The 23,482-nt window shown below is 52.2% G+C and carries 21 protein-coding genes; 14 read left to right on the forward strand and 7 right to left on the reverse strand.

Annotated elements, in window-relative coordinates:
- Window positions 1–103 precede the first annotated feature (103 nt).
- From L9G74_RS07815 to L9G74_RS07825, 3 genes are read right to left on the reverse strand one after another with little or no spacing between them, the layout of a single operon-like run.
- Window positions 104–1,501, reverse strand: a complete 1,398-nt coding sequence (locus tag L9G74_RS07815; RefSeq protein ID WP_238895741.1) for an efflux transporter outer membrane subunit — start codon at window positions 1,499–1,501, stop codon at window positions 104–106.
- 3 nt (window positions 1,502–1,504) lie between these two features.
- A complete protein-coding gene (locus L9G74_RS07820) occupies window positions 1,505–3,448 on the reverse strand; it encodes a MacB family efflux pump subunit (protein ID WP_238895742.1) in 1,944 nt (647 codons plus the stop codon).
- Window positions 3,449–3,451: 3 nt separating this feature from the next.
- Entirely contained in the window at window positions 3,452–4,663 is a 1,212-nt protein-coding gene (locus L9G74_RS07825; RefSeq protein WP_238895743.1) for an efflux RND transporter periplasmic adaptor subunit, read from the reverse strand.
- Between the two features lie 478 nt (window positions 4,664–5,141).
- Here L9G74_RS07825 and L9G74_RS07830 point away from each other — a divergent pair, with 478 nt between their 5' ends.
- Window positions 5,142–7,043, forward strand: coding sequence for a methyl-accepting chemotaxis protein (locus L9G74_RS07830; protein WP_238895744.1), 1,902 nt, complete (start codon window positions 5,142–5,144; stop codon window positions 7,041–7,043).
- Between the two features lie 196 nt (window positions 7,044–7,239).
- Entirely contained in the window at window positions 7,240–7,662 is a 423-nt protein-coding gene (locus L9G74_RS07835) for a DUF6491 family protein (protein WP_238895745.1), read from the forward strand.
- A 61-nt stretch (window positions 7,663–7,723) separates the two neighbouring features.
- On the opposite strand, the gene L9G74_RS07840 is transcribed toward L9G74_RS07835, so the two are convergent.
- Window positions 7,724–8,479, reverse strand: a complete 756-nt coding sequence (locus L9G74_RS07840) for an SDR family NAD(P)-dependent oxidoreductase (protein ID WP_238895746.1) — start codon at window positions 8,477–8,479, stop codon at window positions 7,724–7,726.
- Between the two features lie 175 nt (window positions 8,480–8,654).
- Here L9G74_RS07840 and L9G74_RS07845 point away from each other — a divergent pair, with 175 nt between their 5' ends.
- The 3 genes from L9G74_RS07845 (at window position 8,655) to L9G74_RS07855 (ending at window position 12,699) form a co-directional block, all read left to right on the forward strand.
- On the forward strand, window positions 8,655–9,551 hold the full coding sequence (locus tag L9G74_RS07845; RefSeq protein ID WP_238895747.1) for a LysR family transcriptional regulator: 897 nt from the start codon (window positions 8,655–8,657) through the stop codon (window positions 9,549–9,551).
- Window positions 9,552–9,657: 106 nt separating this feature from the next.
- Window positions 9,658–10,008: a DMT family protein gene (locus L9G74_RS07850; protein WP_238895748.1), complete on the forward strand. Its 351-nt coding sequence runs from the start codon at window positions 9,658–9,660 to the stop codon at window positions 10,006–10,008.
- Between the two features lie 222 nt (window positions 10,009–10,230).
- Window positions 10,231–12,699 carry a PepSY domain-containing protein gene (locus tag L9G74_RS07855; protein ID WP_238895749.1) on the forward strand — a complete coding sequence of 823 codons (2,469 nt, stop codon included), beginning with the start codon at window positions 10,231–10,233 and terminating at the stop codon, window positions 12,697–12,699.
- 155 nt (window positions 12,700–12,854) lie between these two features.
- On the opposite strand, the gene L9G74_RS07860 is transcribed toward L9G74_RS07855, so the two are convergent.
- The gene (locus tag L9G74_RS07860) at window positions 12,855–13,856 is read right to left on the reverse strand and encodes an alpha/beta hydrolase (protein WP_238895750.1); all 1,002 of its coding nucleotides are present in this window, start codon (window positions 13,854–13,856) and stop codon (window positions 12,855–12,857) included.
- 201 nt (window positions 13,857–14,057) lie between these two features.
- On the opposite strand from L9G74_RS07860, the gene glyA reads away from it, so the two are divergent.
- The 9 genes from glyA to L9G74_RS07905 all read left to right on the forward strand — a co-directional run bounded on the left by glyA (window position 14,058) and on the right by L9G74_RS07905 (window position 21,453).
- The gene (gene glyA, locus L9G74_RS07865; protein WP_238895751.1) at window positions 14,058–15,311 is read left to right on the forward strand and encodes a serine hydroxymethyltransferase; all 1,254 of its coding nucleotides are present in this window, start codon (window positions 14,058–14,060) and stop codon (window positions 15,309–15,311) included.
- A 110-nt stretch (window positions 15,312–15,421) separates the two neighbouring features.
- Window positions 15,422–15,874, forward strand: a complete 453-nt coding sequence (nrdR, locus tag L9G74_RS07870; protein ID WP_238895752.1) for a transcriptional regulator NrdR — start codon at window positions 15,422–15,424, stop codon at window positions 15,872–15,874.
- Between the two features lies 1 nt (window position 15,875).
- Window positions 15,876–17,000, forward strand: coding sequence for a bifunctional diaminohydroxyphosphoribosylaminopyrimidine deaminase/5-amino-6-(5-phosphoribosylamino)uracil reductase RibD (gene ribD / locus L9G74_RS07875; RefSeq protein WP_238895753.1), 1,125 nt, complete (start codon window positions 15,876–15,878; stop codon window positions 16,998–17,000).
- Between the two features lie 3 nt (window positions 17,001–17,003).
- Complete coding sequence (locus L9G74_RS07880) at window positions 17,004–17,657, forward strand: riboflavin synthase (RefSeq protein ID WP_238895754.1); 654 nt, start codon at window positions 17,004–17,006, stop codon at window positions 17,655–17,657.
- A 95-nt stretch (window positions 17,658–17,752) separates the two neighbouring features.
- Window positions 17,753–18,859: a bifunctional 3,4-dihydroxy-2-butanone-4-phosphate synthase/GTP cyclohydrolase II gene (gene ribBA, locus L9G74_RS07885; RefSeq protein ID WP_238895755.1), complete on the forward strand. Its 1,107-nt coding sequence runs from the start codon at window positions 17,753–17,755 to the stop codon at window positions 18,857–18,859.
- A 120-nt stretch (window positions 18,860–18,979) separates the two neighbouring features.
- A complete protein-coding gene (ribH, locus tag L9G74_RS07890; RefSeq protein WP_238895756.1) occupies window positions 18,980–19,456 on the forward strand; it encodes a 6,7-dimethyl-8-ribityllumazine synthase in 477 nt (158 codons plus the stop codon).
- Between the two features lie 12 nt (window positions 19,457–19,468).
- Complete coding sequence (gene nusB / locus L9G74_RS07895; RefSeq protein ID WP_238895757.1) at window positions 19,469–19,876, forward strand: transcription antitermination factor NusB; 408 nt, start codon at window positions 19,469–19,471, stop codon at window positions 19,874–19,876.
- A 122-nt stretch (window positions 19,877–19,998) separates the two neighbouring features.
- Window positions 19,999–20,955 carry a thiamine-phosphate kinase gene (gene thiL / locus L9G74_RS07900; RefSeq protein ID WP_238895758.1) on the forward strand — a complete coding sequence of 319 codons (957 nt, stop codon included), beginning with the start codon at window positions 19,999–20,001 and terminating at the stop codon, window positions 20,953–20,955.
- Complete coding sequence (locus L9G74_RS07905) at window positions 20,956–21,453, forward strand: phosphatidylglycerophosphatase A family protein (RefSeq protein WP_238895759.1); 498 nt, start codon at window positions 20,956–20,958, stop codon at window positions 21,451–21,453.
- Between the two features lie 71 nt (window positions 21,454–21,524).
- On the opposite strand, the gene L9G74_RS07910 is transcribed toward L9G74_RS07905, so the two are convergent.
- Both L9G74_RS07910 and L9G74_RS07915 read right to left on the reverse strand, forming a co-directional pair.
- Entirely contained in the window at window positions 21,525–22,094 is a 570-nt protein-coding gene (locus tag L9G74_RS07910; protein WP_238895760.1) for a LutC/YkgG family protein, read from the reverse strand.
- A gap of 1 nt (window position 22,095) precedes the next feature.
- The gene (locus tag L9G74_RS07915) at window positions 22,096–23,472 is read right to left on the reverse strand and encodes a lactate utilization protein B (protein WP_238895761.1); all 1,377 of its coding nucleotides are present in this window, start codon (window positions 23,470–23,472) and stop codon (window positions 22,096–22,098) included.
- Window positions 23,473–23,482: the final 10 nt, after the last annotated feature.

The following is a 23,482-nucleotide window of genomic DNA, read 5'->3' on the forward strand; positions in this document are numbered from 1 at the left end:
GGGCTGTTGATCTTTGTGGTGTGATTTTTTGCCGTTTCCCGTCGGCTCACGGGAATGTGGCAGAAGCCAAACCGGCGTTCCCACGCCGGTTTTTTTCGTCAGCTTATTGGACCACTTCGGGGGCGATATCACGCCCGCCCAAGGCTTGATACAAGGTCGATTGCGCTGTGAGTTGGTTATAGCGGTTTTGCAGCAAAGACGCTTCAGCATTGCGCATGGTTTCTTGAGCGTTGAGCCAATCTTGAATACTCACCGCGCCGTTACGATATTGGCTGGCGTAGATTTTCTCTGCGGCGACGGCTGAATCATATTGCAGTTGCAGCTTATCGCCTTGATAGGCGTATTGTTGCCGCGCTGAGATGGCATTATCGACATCTTCAAAAGCTTGGTACAGCGCTTGCCGATAGTTAATCGTGGCGGTTTGATAATCGATATCGGCAATATCATTGTTGAGTGACATCTGGCGCCACTGCAAAAATGGCAGGGTAAGCCCAGCGCCTAATGTGCCGATAGGATTACGCAATAACTCTTTCAACTGGTTAGAGCTATCGCCCACCGAGCCAGTCAGCGTTAATGCTGGGAAGTACTGGGTGAAGGTGGCATCTTTGGCCGCCAACGAGGCTTTTAGCTTATACAATGCCGCTTTAATATCGGGACGACGCACCAGCAAATCGGCGGGGACACCCGCATTGATTTGGGGAACGGCGCCTTCTGGCAACTTATCAATGGCGACCGGGAACTGCTCGGGTGGACGGTCAAACAATATTGCCATGGCGTTTTGCGCGACCACTAGCTGTTGTACCAGTTCGCTGTGGCTAGCTTCTTGTCCTGCCAGGCTGCGTTGTGCTTCGAGCACGTTTAAGCGAGATACGGCCCCAGTCGAATATTGCTGTTGGGTTAATGTCAGTGTTTGTTTGGCATACTCAATACTGGTTTGGCTCAGTTGCAGCCGCTGCTTGAGGTAACCAATCTGCCAGTACAATGAGGCGGTAGTGGCGACTAAGGTTTGCGCAGTGCTTTCACGATCTTGTTGGCTCGCCATCGCCGACCAGCGCGCTTGGTCAATATTGGCGCTGACGCGGCCCCACAGGTCAACTTCATAGCTGACTGAGGCAGTGGTGCTGTAACTGGTGCTGCTGTCGCCGCCATCAAGCGGTTTACTCTTACTCACGCGAGTAGTGGATGACAGTTGCGGCCACAGTTGATCGTCGGTGATGCCCGCTTGTAAGCGCGCACGTCGCAGCGTCAAGGTTGCCAACGCTAAGTCGTTGTTGTTGACCAGCACTTGCTCAATTAATTGATTCAGCTCTGGGTTATTAAACGAGGTCCACCATGGATCCATATTCACTTGGTCAGCTACTTGAGTTTGTTGCCAACTGCTGGGAATGCTCACTTGGGGGGCGGTAAATTCGCTGCGGGTAAATACGCCACAACCCGTGAGTAGCGTGGAGCATACGGCCAGCGCCGCGATATGAATTCGAAAATTGCGTTGTTTCATCATCTATTACTCTCTGGCCAAAGCATCGACGGGGTCGAGGCGGGCGGCATTGCGTGCTGGTAAAAAGCCAAATAACACCCCGATCAAGGTGGAACAGCCAAACGCTGCCACAATCGAACTGGTGGAGTAGATCATCTGGAAGCTGCTTCCGGCGGAGGAGAAGCCAAAGCCGATTAAGAACGACAAGCTAATGCCTAGGATCCCACCGCAGAGGCAGACCAAAATGGCCTCAATCAAAAACTGTCGCAGGATGTCCCCTTGGCGTGCACCCACAGCCATGCGTACGCCGATTTCACGGGTACGTTCGGTGACCGACACCAGCATAATGTTCATCACGCCGATACCACCAACCACCAGCGAGATCACCGCGATGGCGGAGATCAGCAACGTCATGGTTGCGGTGGTTTTCTCAATATTTTGCCGAATGGTATCGGTATTGATGGTAAAGAAGTCTTCGGTGCCATGGCGCATCTTCAACAGACTGATAATCCCTTGCTCAGCCGCTGCGCTAGGGGCATCGGCACTGATCCGCACGGATATGCTGTCCAGATAATGTTGACTCTTCATGCGGCCGCCCACTGTGGTGAAGGGTAACCACACCGTGAGCGCATCATTGTTACCGAAGGCATTTTGCTTCTTCGCCGTTACGCCGATGATGCGTACTGGCAGATTGCCGAGGAAGATCACTTCGCCAATCGGGTTACTATTGGGAAATAGCTCCTGCTTGGTGTTGTCATCAATCACCGCTTCTTGCGCTAAGGTATCAACGCTGTGCTGATCCCAAAATTGTCCCGCGGTCAGCTCATAGCCGCGTACACGGAAGAAGTCGGGGCCAACACCACTCACCGAGGCGCTTTTGGCTTGGTTGCCATAACGTATGGTGACGCTGGTACTGATTGATGGCGTCACACTGTCAACAAATGGCAAATTGTTTAGCGTGTCGGCATCACTGGCGGTAAGAGTACGCACACGGCCAGAACGCCGATCACCAAAACCACTGCCGGGGCGCACATCAATGGTGTTGGTGCCCATTGAGCTGATGTTTTGCAAAATCGCTTGTTGCGAGCCTTCGCCCAGCGCCACCACCGATACCACCGAGGCGATACCGATGATGATGCCTAACATGGTCAAGAAGGTACGCAACCGATGCGATGACATCGCCAGCAACGCCATTTTCAGCGCTTCGGTAAAGTTATCCCAGTTAGCCATCCAGTTACGTGGTTTAGCTTTTTTCTCGGGAATCGCTTTGACGCTGCCCGCAGGTTTGTTGCGGCGATCAGCAAAAATCACCCCATCTTTGATTTCGATGATACGGTCGGCATATTCCGCCACCTGCATATCGTGGGTCACGATGATGATGGTGTGGCCGTCCTGATGTAGCTCTTGCAACAGCCGCATCATCTCCTCACCACTGTGGCTGTCGAGCGCTCCAGTCGGTTCGTCCGCCAGAATCACATCACCGCCATTCATCAAGGCGCGCGCCACACTGACACGTTGCTGCTGTCCACCACTGAGTTGGCTCGGTTTATGGTCCAGACGTTCACCTAAGCCTAAGCGCGACAGTAATAGTTCCGCACGTTCATGGCGCTCATGACGATCTTTACCAGCATAAATGGCGGGCACTTCAGCGTTGCCAACGGCGGTGAGATCACCCAGCAGATGGTAGCGTTGAAAGATAAAACCGAAATATTCGCGGCGTAACTCGGCCAGTTCATCGGCTTCCATTTTGGAGGTGTCTTGGCCGTTGATGAAGTATTTGCCTTGCGACGGTTTATCCAAACAGCCGAGAATGTTCATCAAGGTGGATTTGCCAGAGCCAGATTGGCCGACAATGGCGACCATTTCGCCACGCTCGATGGTGACATTAATGTCATGTAATACCGTCAGTTGTTGATCACCCGCCGGAAACGAGCGATACACACCACTGACTTCAAGTAATGGATTGCTCATAAATTACAGTCTCACAGAGCGGCCAAAGCGGCTGGAATAACTGGTGCCTGTTGGCATGCCGATCACCACTTCATCACCTTCTTGCAGGCCATCAGTAATCTGGGCATACACTTTGTTATTGATGCCCACTTTGACATCGCGGTATTGCAGCTCGCCATTAACCAACACTGGTACTTGGTATTGAACGGCACCGTTGGCGCGGCGGTTCGCTTTTGCTGGTGCACTTTTGGCCAGTTGCAATACTTGTGCTGGCACCAACAGTGCATCTTCAGCTTGTTGCAGCACAATAGACACTTGGGCAGTCATACCAATGCGCAAGGCGCGGTCAGCGTTATCGACATCAAACAAACCGTTATAGTAGATGGCTTCTGAGTCGCTGGAGGTCATGTCTTTATCGTTGCCATCCATGGAGGTTGGCCCAGGTTCAATGGCGCGCAGGGTGGCGAAGTATTTTTTATTCGGATTGCCCAAAATGGTGAAATACACCTGTTGGCCGGGCTTGACGTTGACCACGTCTGCTTCAGAAATCTGCGCTTTCACGGTCATTTTATCCAGTTGGGCCAGCTCAATAATGGTTGGCGTGGTTTGGTTGGAGTTAACTGTTTGGCCCACTTCCACCGCGCTGTATACCACCGTGCCGTCCATCGGCGCCGAAATGGTGGTGTAGCCTAAATCTACCTTGGCGTTATCTACTTGAATTTCCGCTTGGGCTTGTTGGGCAATCAACTGCTCCAACTCGGCTTTATAGACGGTGAGGTTGGCGTCGGCCGCTTCATAGTCCGCTTTTGAACTGGCGTTATCGGCCAACATCGCTTTTTGGCGAGCAAACTCCAGTTCGGCTTGATGGATTTGCGCCACCTTGGCTCGATATTGCGCCTTGATGCTGTTGAGTGACGCTTGAGTGTTTTTCAAACTGTTCTGCTGGGTCAGGCTATCAATTTGGGCGATCAGATCACCTTTATTCACCTCTTGGCCCAGCTCCACGGCCATGCTTTTAATCTGCCCCGACACCTGCGCGCCGACATTGACGAGCTTATAAGCTTGCAACATGCCGTTGGCGAGGACGGTGTTTTCAATATCACCGCGTTGGACGGTTTCGGTGGCGTACTCTGGCGCAGGTTTCGGGCGCGTGCTGTAGTAGATCACTACAGCGAGCACAATCACTGCGAGCACGGAAACGGTAGTAATGAGCTTGCGTTTAACGGATTTTTTCATTTTGCAGACGATCCCTGAATGTCCACTACAACCAATTGCAAGTGGAACCAAAGTGATAAAACTCAACCTGCGGGCAGTATATCCAGTTTCCGTTTTTCACAGCGTGTGAAAGTGTAAGGATTTAGTAAAGATAAACAAATCAACGTATAAAAAGTCAGTAAATCAGGGTGATAGACACAATTTGTTAAGAATTGATAACCTTTGCACACACTCAGGCACCGCTGAACGCAGTAGTGCAAGTGGTCAGGCTTCAGCTTGTCCGCAGTTAGCTGGCGCGAGCTTGTTTAGTTGTAAGCGTCACTGGCCGCGCCTGGTTCATAACGCTTAACTTCAACAAACATTAACGGCTAAAGGACGACGGCCCCGAATGTCATGGTTCTGTCATCGAAGCTTCTTAAACTAGCGTTATTTAGTGTCACGGCAGACACTGGTGAATCATGCCGTTGCGCCGTGGCTAATCCGTTGAAGGATGTTGTTGATGGCTGTTTGGCGTTCCACGCTTTCCCTATTTACCGCCTTGGGTCGACGCCTTCGCGTGCGACTGTCACTGACTCAAAAAGTGATTGGTGGTTTCTCGCTACTTGGTGTGTTGCTGCTGGTCAGTGCCGCCGCTAATTTACTCTACGGCCAGCAAGTGCAGCAGCAACTGCGGCTGATGACTGACAACGCTACGCCACTGGTGCTGCAAACCAATCAACTGGGCAAAGTGCTGCTCAATGCCGACCGGCAACTGAAGAGTGTGCCGAGCATTGATGATAGTCATCTTGCTATTACCGCCATCGATAACTTTGTCACTTCACAAACAGAGTTTGATGCCGCCCTGCAACAACTACAGCAACTGGCACAGCACAACGAAGAGTTACTGTCGTTGATTGCGCCATTAGCCAGTCTTGATGAAGATTACTTTGCCCAAGGCAAACAACTCGGTGAGCAACATCAGGCTATGCTTAACGCCAGTGCCGCAGTTATTGCGGCGCAGCAGCAATGGCGTCAGCTCGGTCACGATGCCACCATTGCCGAGTTGCAGCCAGCGGTGGTAGCCTTGGTGGCGGCCAGTGATGAGTTTGAATTCAGCCAAGCACAACAGACGTTGGCACCATGGTTAACCGCGACGACGCCCGCATTGACGCAACTGCTGAGCGATTTGCAACAAGCCAAAACTGAGCAGATCCAAGCAAAACAACAACGGCAACAACTCATCGACTTAACTGGTGGCACCATTGATTACGCCATCGCCGTGTTAGGCGCGGTTGACCAAGCGGCGCATCAGCTAGTGACCGACAGCGCCAGCGAAGTCACTCAAGCGTTGCATACCGGTTTTTGGCTCACGCTCGGCATGTTATTAAGCTCATTGCCGCTGGCCATGTGGGTGACGCTCAATATCTATCTGTCGATTAAGCGGCCACTTAAGGAGCTACTGCAAGTGCAACATGCTGCTGTTGCTGGCGATCTAGGTCAACAAGTCAACTACAGCAGTCATAACGAATTTGGCTTACTCGCCAACAGCACCAATGCGCTGATCAGTCATATTCGGCAGATGCTACAGCAGTTTACCGAGGGTGCCTCGCAGCTAACTCAGGTGTCTGAGCAGACTCGCAGCCGCTCACAGCAGACGCATCAGGCGTTAGATGCCCAGCGAGCGCAAACTCAGCAAGTGAATATCGCCATGGTGCAGTTGGCCGCCGCGGTCGAGGAGGTGGCCCAATCGGCCGCGTTATCCCTCGATAGCGTTATTGATATGGGCAGCGCGGTCAGCCGAGGCCGACAGCAGGTCAATATCAGTATCGACGGCACGGAAATCCTCGCAAAACATCTGCATCAAGCCAGTGATTCACTCAAAGCGGTGGACAGCTCTGCTAATGATATCGGTGGCGTGTTGGATGTGATTAAAGGTGTATCTGAGCAAACTAATCTGCTGGCGCTGAATGCTGCGATTGAAGCGGCGCGGGCCGGGGAACATGGCCGTGGTTTTGCGGTAGTTGCCAGTGAGGTGCGTACCTTGGCGCAGCAAACTGGTGAATCGGCCAACACCATCAAGCAGATTATCGAACAGTTGCAACAACGTGCCCACGCGACGGTGACCTTGATGGATAACTGTCAAACCGCCATGGCGGAGGGATTGCAGCACAGTGCCGATACCGCCAATTGTATGCAGCAAATTCAGCAACTGATTGATGCTGTCAGTCGTAACAGCGAACAGATCGCCAGTGCGGCGGTACAGCAACAGACTAGCTGTGAACATATCGCGGGTAATGTGCGTCAAATCGCCGATATTACCGAGGACAGCTACGCTGGCGTTAGCGCCTTGGCTCAGTCCAGTGAACATTTAGAGCAGCTCGTGCAAGCGCAAGAGCAACTGGTGAATCAGTTCCGTGCCTAGGCGTCTTGCCGTTAACTTAACGAAATATTTCCTTATGATTTCTCTGTTCTCCAATCCGTTAAATTGACTAAGATATCTTTTGGCAACGTTACGTCTGTTTGTCAGTCACAACGTTAGCAAGAAACAGGGATGCTGGACGGCGTGCAGAAGTTGGCTAATACATGCAGCGCTGTCTTCAATGGAGAGGAAATAAAAAATGAAAGTCTACGCAATGTTGTTGGCGGTCGCGGTAGTCGCGGGTTGCGCCAGTAGCTCCTCAGGGCTTACTGAGGAACAACGTGAACAGCTATATCAGCAATATATCGTTCAGCAACAGTTAGCGCCTGCGCGAGATATCAAAAACTTTAAGATGCGTCGTTGGGAAGCCTTGTCGGAGCAAAGCGTGTTAATTACCAGCCGCGGTGAAGATTATCTGTTTACCTTGCAAAACCGCTGTTCTGATATCGCTAACGCAAGCTCAGTGATTGTCGGCCGCAACAGCTTGATCGCACAATTCAGTGATCGTCCGGCAACGATTGGTAATCCGCAATTATTGCCGTCGCAATGTCTGATCAAAGCGATCTACCCATTAACGGTGGCGCAGGCGACCGAGCTGCGGCACTTAGGTAAAGACGAGTAAGCCGTTATCAACGGGTGATATCAAGTCGCCGATGTCGACGACTTGATGTTTCCTGTCATTACTACAAAAACATCCCACCCGACGCTTCAATCCGCTGGCCAGTGATCCAATGGCTGTTATCGCTTAACAACATGGCAATGACGGCACCAATATCGTCAGCTTCTCCAGCACGTCCTTTGGCGGTAACGCTGCTAACAAACTGGTTAGCTTGGGCGTTGTCACGTACACCACCACCATTGAAGTCAGTAGCAATCGCGCCAGGGGCCAAAGTGTTAACGCTGATGCCGCGCTCACCAAGTTCTTTGGCTAGATAACGCGACATGACTTCAACGCCGCCCTTCATCATGGCATAGGCGCTGTACCCCGGCAGTGAAAATCGGGCTAATCCTGATGACACATTGAGCACGTGGCCGCCGTTTTTCAGCAGTGGTAGCATGGCTTGGGTGAAGAAGTAGGGCGCTTTTAGGTGCAAGTTGTAGAGATCATCCACTTGCGCCATCGTGGTATCTGCAAAGGCTTGCTGTAAACCAGTACCGGCGTTATTCAGCAGGTAATCCACATCGTTACGGCCAAACTGCTGCGGCAGGCGTTGTTGTAGTTGCTCGATAAACGGGGCATAGGCGGCAAAGTCACGCATATCCAGCTTTAATGCCACCGCATTGCGCCCGAGTGCGGTTATCTCGGCGACGACCTCAGCGGCCGCTGCTTCATTGTTAAGGTAGGTCAGTACAATATCCACGCCGTTACGCGCTAGCGCTAAGGCGCCGCTACGCCCTAGACCGCGGCTACCGCCAGTAATCACTGCAAGCTTATTCATGGTTTTATCCTCATGCTAAATAACAGACCAAATGTGTAGTCAATATCAACGAGGGCTAGTCTAGCTAACCGGATTTGCTTGATAAATTGGTTAAATCAAACAAGACTATTCACTTAATCTGAACAATGGCCGTGCCTGCATGCCGCGCAACGGCAACAACGGTTTGAGGTGAACCATGGATAAACTCGAGTGCATGAAGCGCTTTGCGCTGGTGGCGCAAACTGGCAGTTTTACGCAAGCGGCAGAGCGGCTAAATGTACCTAAATCGGCAGTGTCTAGCGCGGTAACTCGTTTAGAAAGCCACCTGCAAAGCCGTTTGCTACAACGCAGCACGCGGCGGGTGACTTTGACGGAAGCGGGCGAGCGTTTTTTGCCACAATGTCTGAAGTTGCTCGATGAAATTGAGGGCTTAGAGAATCAATTCCAGCAGCAAAGTCACAGCATCAGCGGTGAAATTCGTGTCGATATGCCGGGGCGCTTTTTCTCGCAGGTGTTGGCGCCGCGTTTGTCTGAATGGTTTGCACAACATCCCGATACGCGCATTCGGCTGATTGGTGCCGACCACCGTATCGATCCAATTCAAGAGCAGCTGGATTGTGTACTGCGGGTCGGTACGCTCAGCGACAGCGAGCTGATCGCCAAAAAACTGGGTGAACTTCCGCTGGTAAACTGCGTCAGCCCCAGTTATATCGCGCGATATGGCCGTCCGCAGCAGCTAGCAGATCTCGCTCAGCACTATCTGATTGATTACTCGCCGGGGATTCGGCAGCAAGCCGATGGCTTTGAGTATTACTGTAACGGCCAACATGATAGCGTCGCCATGCGCAGTTTGCTGTCAGTCAGTACCACAGATGCTTATCTAGCGGCTTGTTTGGCGGGCATGGGCATAGCGCAGATGCCGTTGCATGGGGCGAATCAATTGATTGCGCAAGGTGAGCTAGTGACAGTATTACCGGACTATCTGCCAGCGCCAATGCCGGTAGCCATGTTGTATGAGTCGCGTCGCTATCAACCCAAGCGGCTGCGGCTATTTATCGAGTGGGTTGCCAGCTTGGTGGCCGAGTTGCAGTGAGCGGCCGCATTTCTTGATTGAATGGCGATTTACCCAAGGCGATGGCTGACGTAAAATGCGCCACCTTTCCTTGAATCCCCGCATAACGGGCGTGGTAACAGCTGCGATGAATCCTGTAGCGATAACGGTTTGTTTGCTGATCTGCAGTAATATCTTTATGACCTTTGCTTGGTACGCTCATCTTAAAGAACTCAATAACAAGTTTTGGCTGATTGCCGCACTGATCAGTTGGGGCATTGCGCTATTTGAGTATCTGCTGCAAGTGCCTGCCAACCGCATCGGCTATACCGTGCTGAGTGTCGGGCAGCTAAAAATCCTGCAAGAGGTGATCACCTTAATGGTGTTTGTACCGTTTTCACTGTTCTATTTGAAAGAACCGCTTAAGTTAGATTATCTGTGGGCTGGTCTGTGTCTGGTTGGCGCGGTGTATTTTGTGTTTCGCAGCAAGCTGAGCTAGCCCTTTGTGCTGCATGCAGCGAGTCAGCCATCACGGTGAGAATGCTTAATTTTACCTTAATTATTTCAGTTGCTTGATATTCAACGGCTAACTAACTGACCGTTGATATTACCTTGGCTGTTAACCAACGCAAAGTTCGGTAAATTTGGCTGATCAATGACTAGCTCAATCCGCTAATTGCTTATATATTGATGCAACTGAAAACAATTCTCATGTAGATTTATGTCAAAAAAGTGGGTTCAGCGGATCAGTTTTCGCGTACATCAATGGTTAGGCCTTGCCAGCGCTGCGGTACTGCTGGTGGTGGGATTAACTGGCGGCTTATTAGCCTTTGAAGATCAAATTGTTGGCGCATGGCCAACGCCAAAAGTCACGCCGCAAGCGCAGATTATGGCACCAGCACAGCTGTTGCCCGCATTAGCACTTCCGGGGAAAAAGCTTGAACGCATCTATCTCGAAGAGGCTGCGGATGAACCCGGGCGCGCCTTGTATAGCGATCCTACCTCGAAGCAGCGCGAGTGGCAGACGTTTAATCCGTATACCGGCGAGTTGCTCGGCGCCCGTCCAGCCATCACTGAGTTTTTTGGCACGGTCATGGCGTTGCACCGGTGGTTACTGATGCCCAATTCTATCGGCAGTTTGTTTACTGGCACCGCCTGTATCATGTCGATTATCTTTTTGATCGCTGGCATTATCCGTCGCGCACCAGATAACTGGCGCAACGTGAAAGACTGGCTGGTGTGGAAGAAGGGCAGTTCGGGTCGCCATCTGTTGTGGCAATGGCATGCACTGCTTGGCACTTGGCTGTTTATTCCGATTTTTATCATGGCGCTTACTGGCCCGTGGTTTGCGTTTGATTGGTATCGCGATGGTGTTCGTAGCATGCTAGAAACGTCCGCGCCTAAACCAAATCTGGCGTTGAAGAGCAGTAGTGCTGAGGTCGATCTTGATGCGGCATGGCAAACCATGCAGAGCATTATTCCTAACGGCCATTTTGCGCGTTTGTATCTGCCGCGTAAGCCGGGTGATGCGTTGAATATTCGTTACCTGGATAATGATGCGCCCCATCATCATGCGTTTTCTGCGGTGAGTCTCGATCTTTCCACCGGCAAGGTGCTGGCACAGCAACGCTACGCTGACCTCAGCGGCGGCGATTATATTCTGGCAAATATCTACGCCTTCCACACCGGGCTCTATTTCGGCTTGCCGGGGCGCATTATCTGGTCGCTCGGGGCATTGGCCTTTGGTTCTTTTGCGGTGACGGGCGTATGGCTGTTCTTTAATCGTCGTGCTCGGCCGAAGGAAGCGGTATCTGGTGCGGCGGATACGCTGATTGCTTATGCTAGCCAGAGTGGCACGGCGGCGGCCTATGGTAAACGTCTGCAAGCGTGGTTTGCCCAGCAAGAACATAACGCCCACCTGCGCTGCGTCAGCAAAATTGAGCCGGATGAGTTAGTGCAGTACCGGCAAGTGGTGCTGTTGGCATCAACGTATGGTGAAGGCCAGCCACCAGATACTGCGCTGCAATTTCAGCAACGCTTGGCGGAGGCCAATACCGTGCTGCAAAACGTACAAGTGGCCGTGCTGGCGTTTGGTGACAGTCAATATCAACAGTTCTGTGCCTTTGGTCACTGGCTGGCTGAGCGTTTTAATGCGTTGGGCGCGGCGACCTTGCTGCCGCTAACCGAAGTTGACCGTGGTGCTGAACAAACCATTCAACAATGGAATCAAGCGTTAGCGCAGCAGTTATCACTCAACGTGGCGGAACTTGATAGCGGCTTCAGTAGTGCAACTGTGGTTAGCGCCCGTTGTTTGAATGAAGACACCACCCGTGAAGTCTATGACGTGGTGCTGCATCTGGCCGATAACTGGCAGCCCGGCGATTTAGTCGAGCTGATGCCATATGCCACGGAAGCACAGTGCCGTGCTCATCTTAACCTCATTGGTTTTAGTGGCGATGAGTTGGTGACCACGTACGGTGAGCCAATGCCATTGTGGCAAGTGCAGTCACTCTATAAAGAGTTTGGTGCGGCGGTCGAGCCTCTGTCAGTTGAAGATTATCTGGCAAATACTGCGGATTTGGCGCTGCGTAGTTACTCCATTGCCAGCACGGATAACAACCAGCAACTGCGGTTAATGGTGCGTAAGGTGGTATTGGATAACGGCTTATTCGGCCGCGGTTCTGGCTTGTTAGCCTCGGTCGAGGCTGGTGATAAATTGCAGCTGCGTATCAAACCGCACAGTGCGTTCCAACTGCCTGAGGATGATGTGCCGCTGGTGTTATTGGGGGCCGGCACAGGTTTAGCACCGTACTTGAGTTTCTTGGCGGCGCGTGCTGACAAAGGGTTTAGCTCACCGGTGTGGTTACTGTTTGGGGAGCGTTACGCCGAGCTAGATAACTACTACGCGGATGAGCTGCAACGCCATCTGGCGAACGGCACGCTGACCGAGTTGGACTACGCTTGGAGTCGCAGCCATCAACCGGAGTATCAAGGCAAATACGTGCAGCAACTCTTGCATGAACATAGCGAACGGTTGCAGCAATATCTCGCCGATGGTGCCCATCTGTATGTGTGTGGAAGCATTGACGGTATTGGCGCTGGTGTCCAACTGGCATTGCAACAACTGCTGGGTGACAACGCGCTGACCGCCTTACAGCAACAACAACGTTATCACCGCGATCTCTATTAACCTTACGGTTGGTACGCCACATGTCGCTAGTAGCATATGGCGTATGCACAACGCATATCACAACTTGGCCGACATTCTGTGCTGTTAGTCGGCCCAATGTGTAACTCACCATCGGCGCCCCATTCTTTGGGGCGCTTTCTTATAGCTGATCTGAGTTATTGCGCTGCGGGTGCAAGCGGCGCTAATGGCGGCGTTGGTGGCAGCGTTAAACTGCTTAACCAATCTAACACCAACTTTTTGGCATCTGGCGACGGTTTTAAAATGCCGGCGTGGTTGCCGGTTAGTTGGTGATATTCATACGGGCGAACTTGCGCTAATGCTTTAATCCATTCGTTGCCAATCACTTCATCATCGCTGGCGTTGAGTACCATAGTGGGCTGCGCCCAATGGCTTAATACTTGCCGTAGATCGGTTTGTGCATCGTCAATCTTGAGCTGCGCCAGTGCTTGCTGGCTGCCCGCCACTAAACTGCTATTAGGTACCAAACGGCTGGCAAAGGGATGAAAAGCCTGCGCGGCACGAACCGACGCTTGGGACAGTGGGCTGCTCGGCGCAATTAATAGCAGGCCGCTGGCATCGGTGGCTTGTGCCAGATAACTCGCAACAATGGTTCCCATCGAATGGCCGACAACAATCCAAGGGCGCGGCAGAGCTAACTGTTCAAGCAGCGGTTTGAGGTAACGGGTATCGCGTACGCCAAAGCTGAAGTCATCAATGGTGGTGGCACCATGCCCCGGCAGATCGGGCATCACGGTATTAAAGCCTAAGCTTTGAAAATAGTTGCTCCAACCTATCATCCAACTCCAGTTCGCGGTGTAGCCGTGAATTAGCACCACCGTCCCTTGAAAATGCTGCTGGTCAGGGGCGAGCGTGAGCGTTTGTCCCATTGGGCTTTGGGCAAAGGTTGCTTCTAGCGGCAATAGCTCATCATCATCGGTGAGCGGCGCCCCGGTCACATAGTGCAGGCACGGCGCTTGGCAATCGCTATGATTTTGCAGCCGCAACGGCGCATAAAAGGTCTTAGGCGCGGGGATGTCAGCTAACGATTTTTCAGGGTGTACGATTTGATCGGCCACATAGCTGGCGCACCCTTGTAACATGCCAAATTGCAGCGCGATGACGAGGAGGATAAGTTGACGCAAATGCATAATGTCCATATAAAAACCAATGAGTTATATCATTACAGCTGTTCGTCCATTCAACAAGTATAGAATTGTTGCAGCATTTGTTCTCTCCTTGAAACAGTATCATTTAAAACCCGAGAGATTTTCATCATAAGCAAGGGTGGGATTGTGACGCAGCTCAGAGTAGAATACGCGCAACCCTACCTACTAGATATTGTCCAGCTGGAGTATCCGATGCTGAAGAAAAGTATGAACATTGCTGATTATGATCCTGAGCTGAAACAGGCGATTGATAACGAAACTCGCCGTCAGGAAGAACATATCGAGCTAATTGCTTCTGAAAACTACACTAGCCCACGCGTCATGGAAGCGCAGGGTTCACAGTTAACCAACAAGTATGCTGAAGGATACCCAGGCAAACGTTACTACGGTGGCTGTGAATACGTTGACGTGGTTGAAACATTAGCCATTGAACGTGCTAAAGAGCTGTTCGGCGCCACTTATGCGAACGTGCAACCGCACTCAGGTTCACAAGCCAACAGCGCGGTTTATATGGCATTGCTGCAAGCTGGCGATACCGTTTTAGGGATGAACCTTGCTCATGGCGGTCACTTGACCCACGGTTCACCAGTTAACTTTTCTGGCAAACTGTACAACATCATTCCTTACGGTGTGGATGACGCAGGTAAGATTGACTACGTGCAGCTCGAAGCGTTAGCACTGGAACACAAACCTAAGATGATCATCGGTGGTTTCTCTGCGTACTCAGGCATTGTTGACTGGGCTAAACTGCGCGAAATCGCTGACAAAATCGGCGCATACCTGTTCGTGGATATGGCGCACGTTGCGGGTCTGGTTGCTGCGGGTGTTTATCCTAACCCAGTACCACATGCGCACGTAGTGACTACCACTACGCACAAAACCTTGGCAGGCCCACGTGGCGGTTTGATCCTCTCTGCGGCTGACGATGAAGACCTGTACAAAAAACTGAACTCCGCAGTCTTCCCAGGTGGCCAAGGTGGCCCATTGATGCACGTTATCGCGGGTAAAGCGGTAGCCTTCAAAGAAGCGCTGGAACCAGAATTCAAAGCTTACCAACAACAAGTGGTATTGAACGCGAAAGCGATGGTAAAAGTGTTCTTGGAACGCGGTTACAAAATCGTGTCTGGTGGTACTGAAAACCACCTGATGCTGGTGGACTTAATCGGCCGTGAACTGACCGGTAAAGAAGCGGACGCTGCACTGGGCGCTGCTAACATCACCGTTAACAAAAACTCAGTACCTAATGACCCTCGTTCACCATTTGTGACCTCAGGTATCCGTATCGGTACGCCATCAATCACTCGCCGTGGTTTCAAAGAAGCAGAAAGCGAGCAGTTGACTCAGTGGATCTGTGACGTGCTGGATAACGCACAAGACGAAGCAGTTATCGCTGACGTGAAAGCCAAAGTGCTGGAACTGTGCGCTCGCTTCCCTGTTTATGGTTAACCTTTATAGGTGAATGCGATAAACTCCCATGGCCGCTATAGTTAGCGGCCATTTTCGTTTGTATAGGACTGCAAACGAGCGCCATTCTTTTATCTCGCAGGAGACATTCCATGTATTGCCCATTTTGCAGTGCCACCGATACTAAAGTGATCGACTCCCGTCTGGTCGCCGAAGGCCATCAAGTGCGCCGCCGCCGTGAATGTACGCAATGCCATGAGCGCTTTACCACCTTTGAAGGTGCCGAGTTGGTGATGCCACGGGTGATTAAACGTGATGGTTCACGTCAGCCGTTTGATGAAGAAAAACTCCGTGGCGGTATGTTGCGGGCGGCAGAAAAACGTCCAGTGTCTATCGACAGTATCGAAGACGCCATTAACAAGATTAAATCGGCACTGCGCGCCACAGGTGAGCGCGAAGTGACCTCAGAGATGATCGGCAACCTGATGATGGAACAGCTGATCGAACTCGATAAAGTGGCCTACATCCGTTTTGCCTCGGTGTATCGTGCCTTTGAAGATGTATCAGAGTTTGGCGAAGCCATCGCCAAATTGCAGAAGAAATAATATGTGGTCACTGCTTGATCGCGCCATGATGGCGCGCGCTATTCAACTCGCCGCCAACGGACGTTACACCACGCGGCCGAATCCTAATGTGGGCTGCGTTATCGTTGATGATAACGGCGAGATTGTCGGCGAAGGCTGGCATCAACGCGCCGGTGGCCCGCACGCCGAAGTGCATGCGCTGCGGATGGCGGGCGACAAAGCGCGCGGTGCCACTGCCTATGTCACCTTAGAGCCTTGCAGCCATTACGGCCGCACGCCGCCATGCGCGCAAGCGCTGATTGATAACGGCTTAAAACGCGTAGTGGCGGCGATGACCGACCCCAATCCACAAGTGGCTGGCCGAGGTTTGGCGATGCTCAACGCTGCGGGGATTGAAGTCGCTAGCGGCTTACTCGAAGCCGAAGCGCGCGCGCTAAATCCCGGCTTTCTCTCGCGCATGGAGCGGCAACGCCCATATGTGCGACTCAAATTGGCGGCCAGCCTCGATGGTAAAACCGGGTTAGCCAACGGCGAATCCAAGTGGATTACTGGTGCGGCGGCGCGGCGTGATGTGCAGCGCTTGCGCGCACTGAGTTGCGCGGTGATTACCGGCATCGGCTCAGTGTTGGCGGATGACCCATCAATGAACGTGCGTCATAGTGAACTCGGCACGTTGGCGGAGACATTGACCGCAGAGTCACTGATCCAACCGCTGCGTGTGGTAGTGGATTCCAACTGCCGCATGCCGCTGGATGCCAAATTACTCAGCATTGAATCGCCAGTATTGCTGGTCAGTTGCCAAGCCTATGCTGACGATGTTAAAGCCAAACTGCCGGCCCATGTGGCCTGTTTGCAGTTGCCCGCCGTCAATGGTCGCGTAGATTTAGCCGCGCTCATCAATCACCTCGGCGCTCAGCACAACCAAGTGCTGGTGGAGGCGGGCGCAACGTTATGTGGTGCCTTTATTGAGGCGGGCTTGGCCGATGAATTGGTGCTGTATCAAGCGCCCAAAATTCTCGGTGCCCATGGCCGCAATCTGCTCAATCTGCCAGACTATCAGCAGATGAGCGACATACCTCAGTTAACTGTTATCGATCAGCGTCAAGTCGGCGTTGATACGCGTATGATTTTGAAAATAGGTGCATAACCCATGTTTACCGGCATTATTGAATCGGTTGGCCGCCTTCGCGCTATTGAGCGCCGCGGTGATGATATCCGCCTGACTGTGGCGGTGGGTAAGCTCGATATGGGCGATGTAAAACTCGGCGACAGTATCGCCACCAACGGCGTGTGTCTCACCGTGGTCGCGCTCGGCGCCGACAGCTATACCGCCGATGTTTCGGCAGAGACTGTCAGCCTCACAGGTTTTGATACTTACCAAGTTGGCCACGCAGTTAACTTGGAAAAAGCGGTCACGCCATCCACCCGTCTGGGCGGTCACTTAGTCAGTGGTCACATTGATGGGCAAGCACGCGTTGTCGAAGTGCATCCTCGTGGGCAAGCCACTGAATACTGGTTAGAAGCGCCCGCCGAGTTGTCCCGTTATATCGCTCACAAAGGCTCAATCGCCATTGATGGCGTAAGCTTAACCGTGAACGAAGTACAAGGGCATCGCTTTCGCCTAACCATCGTGCCGCATACCTCGGGTGAAACCACACTGCCGCTGCTCAAAGCGGGCGATAGCGTTAACTTGGAAGTGGATCAAATTGCCCGTTATCTGGAGCGTTTGATGCAAGCGCCTGCCGCGCCAAGTGCGGGCGGTGTGACCATGGAACTATTGGCGAAATCTGGCTTTATTCGTTGATCTGTGCCGTGCTTTAGTGGCATCGGCGCTGATTGTTTACCGACAACACGTTAAAATTTACTGCTCAAAAGTGAGTGGAAATCCAAGGTCGTATTATGGCGATTCATAGCATTGAAGAGATTGTAGAAGATATCCGTCAGGGCAAAATGGTCATTCTGATGGATGATGAAGACCGTGAAAATGAAGGCGACATTATTATTGCCGCTGAAAAAATCACTCCCGAAGCGATCAACTTTATGGCGCGTTATGCGCGTGGCTTGATCTGCTTAACGCTGACCAAAGAGCGTTGTCGCCAGTTGAACTTACCGCTGATGGTACGTGACAACGGCGCGGCATTTTCTACCAACTTTACCTTGTCGATAGAAGCTGCCGAAGGCGTGACTACCGGCATTAGCGCGCATGACCGTTCGCGCACCGTTGAAGCCGCAGTGGCTAAAAATGCTAAGCCAAGCGACATCGTGCAGCCAGGGCATATCTTCCCGCTGGAAGCGCAACCCGGTGGCGTGTTGGTACGTGCGGGTCACACCGAAGCCGGTTGTGATCTGGCGCGTCTGGCAGGGCTTGAACCCGCGTCAGTGATTGTCGAAATCCTTAACGAAGATGGCACTATGGCGCGCCGTCCACAGCTGGAAGTGTTTGCCGCTGAACATGGCATTAAAATCGGCACCATTGCTGATTTGATTGAATACCGTAACAACAACGAAACCACTGTGGTATTGGAAGGCTCATGCCAACTGCCCACCCGTTTCGGTGAGTTTACTTTGCATACCTTCCGCGACACTATCGATAACCAACTGCATTACGCCATGATGCGTGGTGAGATTGGCGCTGATGTGTTAGTGCGGGTACATTTGAAAAACACCTTCAACGATTTGCTGTTCTCCGAGCGCGATGAAGTGCGCAGCTGGCCGCTAGATAAAGCGATGGCAAGAATTGGCAAAGAGGGCGGCGTGATGTTGCTGCTCGGCAACCAAGAGACTAACGACGATATCATTGCCAAAGTGAAAGCCTTTGAAGCAGAAGATAACCACGCAATCGTGCCGACGCCGAGAAAGCAAAAAACCTCGCAACGTGTGGGTGTCGGTTCGCAAATTCTGGCTTCGCTCGGAGTGAAAAAAATGCGACTGTTGAGTTCGCCGAAGCGTTATCACTCCTTGGGTGGCTTTGGTTTGGAAGTCAGCGAATACATTGCTGACGAATAACGCCAGAAAGAAAATGGCGTATTGAAACATCATTTAGGGGGCTTAGGCGCAGTTTGCGTGCTATCATAGCGCCAATTTTTGCGCCCGGGCCGGGTGCTTTAGCTTATATTGGGTAATAAGATGAACGTTGTTCAAGGTAATATCGAAGCGAAAAACGCCAAAGTGGCCATCGTCGTTTCCCGTTTCAACAGCTTTATCGTCGACAGTCTGCTGGAAGGGGCATTAGACACCCTGAAGCGTTTTGGTCAGGTAAGCGAAGACAATATCACAGTAGTGCGTGTGCCAGGTGCATACGAGCTGCCATTAACTGCTCGTCGCGTAGCGGCTAGCGGTAAATTCGACGGCATCATCGCGCTGGGCGCCGTGATCCGTGGCGGTACACCGCATTTTGACTTTGTTGCTGGTGAATGTAACAAAGGCCTCGCGCAAGTAGCGTTGGAATTCGATACTCCAGTATCTTTCGGTGTGTTGACCACAGATACTATCGAACAAGCCATCGACCGCGCTGGTGTTAAAGTTGGCAACAAAGGTGGCGAAGCTGCCCTGAGTTTGCTGGAAATGGTAAACGTGCTCAAAGCACTCGAAGAACAACTGTAAGACAGGTATTTCATGAAGCCATCTGAACGCCGCAGAGCCCGCCGCTTAGCGGTTCAAGCCATCTATTCTTGGCAAATGAGCGGCAACAATGTTGCTGATGTTGAGCACGAGTTTCTCACAGAACAAACTGTCGACGGTGTGGATATTCCCTATTTCCGCGAACTGTTCGTTGGTGCGGCGACCAAGCACGCAGAGCTTGACCAACTGGTGATCCCGTATTTGGCGCTGCGTCCATTTGAAGACGTTGACCCAATCGAGAAAGCCATTTTGCGTTTGGCCGCGTTTGAGCTGAGCTACCGTAAAGACACGCCACAAAAAGTGGTGGTGAACGAAGCGATTGAGCTGGCGAAAGCGTTTGGCGCTGACGACAGCCATAAGTTTGTTAACGGTATTCTCGACAAACTTATCAAGCAAAAATAAGCTGAGGAACGTGCGAGTGCAACTCGGTCATTTGGCGAATGTTGGTTCGCACCTTCCTTAATAAAACGGTATCTGCGGATACCGTTTTTCATTGCAGCAGACCCTAGTCGGTCAGGATTAGCATGAAAGAATTCCAACTGATAGACCACTTCTTCAATGGACGAGGACATCTGCGTAAGGATGTTAAGCTGGGCATCGGCGATGATTGCGCGTTGGTTCAACCCGCCGAGCATAAATCGATAGCGATTTCTTGTGACACCTTGGTAGAGAATGTGCATTTTCTGCCAGACATGCCCGCACAGGCGTTAGGCTACAAAGCGCTTGCGGTTAACCTGTCCGATTTAGCAGCCATGGGTGCAGAGCCAGCGTGGATGACCTTGGCGCTGACGCTGCCTGAAGCTGACGACACTTGGTTAGAGCAGTTCAGTAACGGCCTGTTTGAAGCGGCCGATTACTACATGATCTCCTTGGTCGGCGGCGATACCACTCGTGGTCCGCGGTCAATTACCATTACGGTGAATGGCCAGATCCCTGAAGGCAAAGCCTTGACCCGTGGCGGTGCGCGTCCCGGTGATTGGATCTATGTCACTGGTAGCTTAGGCGATTCAGCGTTAGGGCTGGATATTTTGCAGCACAAGCGTCAAGTACGCACTGAGCATCGCGAATATCTGGTCAACCGCCATTATCATCCAACACCTCGGGTGTTAGCTGGACAATCGCTGCGTGGCATTGCCTCTAGCGCAATCGATTTGTCTGATGGTTTATACTCCGACATCCAACATGTGATGAAAGCTTCTGGCGTCGGCGCGGTGATTGAGGTTGAGCAATTGCCATTATCGCAAGCGATGCGCGACAGCGTAGACAGCGAAGCAGCACGTAATTATGCGTTGTGCGGCGGTGAAGACTACGAACTGCTGTTCACCGTACCTGAAGCCCAGCGTGGTGCCCTTGATGTGGCACTGAGTCACGCCGGGGTGAAATTCACTAAAATTGGTCAAATCTATGCCCAACAAAAGCTGACGCTGATGTTAGCGGGCAAGGAATATGTACCGACAGCATCAGGGTTTCAACATTTTTAGATGAAGTTTTTTGCTAAAAGTCCGGCGTTAGCGCCGTTGAGTTTACGTAATCCGATCCACTTTTTAGCCTTGGGTTTTGGCAGTGGTTTAGCCAGAGTTGCGCCCGGTACTTTTGGTACGGCAGCGGCGATTCCGGTGGTGTTACTCATGTCACTGCTGCCACAATCTGGTTATGTGGTGGTGACATTTCTGGCGTGTGTGTTGGGCATCTACATCTGCCACAAGACCTCGAAGGATTTAGGCGTTCACGACCATAAAGCGATTGTTTGGGATGAAGTAGCGGGCTACATGATCACCATGTTTGCCGCCCCCATCACGTGGCAATGGCTGCTGGCGGGCTTTGTGTTATTCCGTATTTTCGACATACTAAAACCGTGGCCGATCCGCTGGTTAGATCGTAATGTTGATGGCGGTTTGGGCGTGATGGCCGACGATATTCTGGCTGGGGTATTGTCCTTCGTCTGTATGCAGGCCGCGCTGTTTTACTTCAACGTGTAACGTCTTTGCTCGCGCTAAAAAAAACACCAGCATCTCGCTGGTGTTTTTGTTGCTAATGACGGTGTGTTATCTCACAACAAATACACCGTTAGTGTGCAGGCACCGTGGGCGCCAATCACCAAGGCTTGCTCGATATCGGCGGTCTTGGATGGCCCCGAAATAAAGGTGCCGTAGCCCACGTTTTCCAAGTTCACCCGCTTTAATGCCTCATGCATATTGGCCACCAGTTGTTCGGCGCGTACCACCAATAACAAGTTTTCGCAGATAAACGGCGCTATACGAATGCCAGCGCCTTGTTCGGTCACCCATACGGCGCCATTTTCGGCAACGGCTAGCTCGCCTTGGATCACTGCATAGTTGATGTCGCGCAGCGCATGCGGATCTTCAGGTGTGGCGCGGTTGCCTCTCACATCGGCCACTTGTGATATGACTTGCTGACCATCAGCCACCAAGCTCGCCACTTGCTGCTGCAGTGCCGCTAATGCATTGTCTCTTATCAGCGTGCCGCCGACCGCTTTGACGCTGGCTTCAAACTGACCCACCAGATCGTCTAACCGCGGCGCAATCTCCACCTGCGGTAATGGATGAGGTTTGAGGGCGCCGCTGCCAAGCGCGGCCAAAATATCAGATTTGCTCGACATGCTATTTGCTCCTGTTCTGTTTATACCAAGTGTCAAAGCTGGTTTTTGGTGCTTTGGGCAGTTCACGATATTTGCCCCAAGCGCCAGAGAACGGCTTGAGCATGGCGTGTGGTAGATGGCGTAAGCTAAAGCGCGCGACGCTCATGGCGCAGTTAAACACCGTGGCGCTGCCCATCACTTTGCCAACAATCGGCATGTAGCGTTCCTTGCCGTAAGGCAATTTGCCTTGCTCGGCTTTTAGGCGGCGTTGATAAGCGATGATCTTATCGAGCGGCACTTTGGTTGGGCACACGTAGGTGCAAGAGCCGCAAAGCGTACACGCCCACGCGGTGGTGTTGGTGTCATCCTGCTGCGCGCCCACCGCGATTCCGATAGGGCCGGGAATAAAGTAGTTATAACTGTAGCCACCACTGCGGCGATACACCGGACAAGTGTTGATACAGCCGCCGCAGCGAATACATTTCAGCGACTCTGCTAACAACTCATCTTGCAGCGCTTTAGTACGGCCATTATCGACGATGATAATGTGCATTTCGCCGCCCGGTTTCGGACCATGATAGAAGCTGCTGTAGGTGGTGATAGGTTGGCCGATGGCGTTACGGGCGAGGGTGCGTAAAAGTACCGAAGCGGCCTCCATGTTGGGCACCATTTTGTCGATGCCCATCGAGTGCAGCGTCAGCCCCGGCAGGTTGCCGCCCATGTCGGCGTTACCTTCGTTGGTACAAACCACAATGGCGCCTTGGTCAGCAATCGCCATATTCACGCCAGTCATCGCCGCATCGGCACTGAGGAACTGTTCGCGCAGATGTTGCCGCGCGGCACGCGTCAAATAGGTAGGATCGCTGGCGCCCTTTTCTGTACCGATTTTTTCATGGAACAGTTCGCCTACTTCCTCTTTTTTGAGGTGAATGGCGGGCACTACGATGTGTGATGGTGGCTGCTTGTTCAACTGAATAATGCGTTCGCCAAGGTCGGTATCAATCACTTCGATGCCGTGCTGTTCCAGATAGGGATTCAGGTGGCACTCTTCGGTGAGCATCGATTTTGACTTCACCAGCTTTTTGACTTGGTGCTTGGCCAGAATCTCATGCACGATGCGGTTGTGCTCAGCACCATCTTTGGCCCAATGCACTTGAATGCCTTGTTTGAGGCAGTTGGCTTCAAACTGCTCCAGATATTGCCCCAGATGCGACAGCGTGTGCAGCTTGTACTGTGAACCTAGCTCCCGCAGTTGCTCCCATTCAGGCAGGGAACTGGCGGCGCGGTCACGCTTTTGTCTGAGTAACCACAGGGCTTTTGAATGCCAATCAACGCGGCTTTCATCGCGACAGAAAATCTCGGCTTTCTCAGCGTGGTTAGCGGTGGTAGTGGTTGCCATGCTGCCCTCC

Origin of the sequence: Shewanella electrica (genome assembly GCF_022321485.1) — a bacterium.
Lineage (GTDB): Bacteria > Pseudomonadota > Gammaproteobacteria > Enterobacterales > Shewanellaceae > Shewanella > Shewanella electrica.